The 1,379-nt window shown below is 49.0% G+C and carries 2 protein-coding genes; both read right to left on the bottom strand.

The genetic code is table 11. From position 1 onward, the window contains the following. Nucleotides 1-122: 122 nt before the first annotated feature. Complete coding sequence (locus MM817_RS16295) at nt 123-803, bottom strand: hypothetical protein (RefSeq protein ID WP_241717092.1); 681 nt, start codon at nt 801-803, stop codon at nt 123-125. Nucleotides 804-879: 76 nt separating this feature from the next. Further along, a partial coding sequence (locus MM817_RS16290; protein WP_241717090.1) for a hypothetical protein occupies nt 880-1,379 on the bottom strand: 500 nt, incomplete at its 5' end.

The following is a 1,379-nucleotide window of genomic DNA, read 5'->3' as shown; positions in this document are numbered from 1 at the left end:
TGTGCGGTGATGCAACAGCGTGTGTAGAAACATGAAAACACTTATTGCCGACATGAGGTTCGTCATGAGACGTTGTGGTTGTGATACGACGAGGAATTTCACCTCTCTTTTACCTCGGATACTTAACCAAGCGTGTCCAATCGTTCCATGCGTGTTCCACACGAAGTGCAAAACACGCGTTGTACCACGTGGACCCGTTCTGCTTGTTGGCAGTTCGAGCAGTAGTACACGCCTAGGTTTTCTGTTTCGAGCGCTCCAGGACTAGGCAATACGTATACTTCGTTCTCTAACGAGTCGAAAATACGTGCGTCGTCCGTTTGCGGATCGAATCGATGATCGCATTGCGTTTGCATGCACAGAATCAATTCGCGCAGATCTGTACCCATTTTGATCGTTGTGATGATGCCGCCGTCTGAAAAAACAGCAACATACTGCTTTTGTGGTTGTGCATCCTCTTCATGGACAATCGACACAAAGTCTATCGCTTCTGGATCAATCTGTACCAGGACGCGTTCGAGCGTGTCGTCGTTATCATCTTCGATCCAAGGCAACAAATACCGCCTAAAATGAGTAGCTACTTCGATCTTCCCATCGACTTCAACAGGAAAGCCTAAGCCGCCACCTATGCTCAACGCAGAGGCTGAACAAGCATGCCCATCGATTGTGTATCCGCTCAATTCGATCATCCCAATATCGCCGCACGATAGCGCACGTTGCATGTCTTGTAGCGTCCATTCCTTCGGGTACGACTCTTGCACACCGTTTTTGTCCATGATGTAGCGACCGCTGAATGTTTTTTTCATGAAAATCTCTCCATACGTCTCCCATACACAGCGGGAGACTTGATTTTGCCCGCTGTGTCGGGGTTCGATATGCGCATTAGAAGTCGAACATGAATTGATCGTCGCCGACGGCTTGTTTCACCTTGCCCGCTTTTTTGGTCAGCCCCATCGTTGCTCGTAGATCAGCTACCGTCTTAAATTGAGGCGAGGAATCGTCAACAACGCGTGGCGCAACAAACGCGACAACATCTAGTGTTTCTTCCTGTTCTGGTACAGAGAATACATCGACCTGTGTAGCATCGATCACCATGTCTTCCTCTGTTACAGCATCCACCATGGCATCCACCAAAGGAACACCCGTTAACCGACGTGTTTCATTGGCCAAGCGTGTCATGGCTGCTTTCATTTCTTGTTTGAACGCATCGCCTTCTAAGGTCAGTACACCTTTTGGCACGTCTTTGTCAGCAAGACTTGACCATTTATCCGACAAGTCGGCCACGTTCTCAAGATGTGCTGCAAGGGCTGTGGTCTGCACACTTAGCCGATCCGCAGGCATGTACGTACGCATTTCCGATCGATCCAATCGACCTTCTAACA

The sequence above is a fragment of the Sulfoacidibacillus ferrooxidans genome (assembly GCF_022606465.1).
GTDB lineage: Bacteria > Bacillota > Bacilli > Alicyclobacillales > SLC66 > Sulfoacidibacillus > Sulfoacidibacillus ferrooxidans.
This window is presented reverse-complemented; position numbering and strand designations above follow the sequence as displayed.

What these genes read in the sequence shown, in the direction of transcription:
- MM817_RS16295 (WP_241717092.1), bottom strand. Translation starts at nt 803, where the DNA reads ATGAAAAAAACATTCAGCGGTCGCTACATCATGGACAAAAACGGTGTG.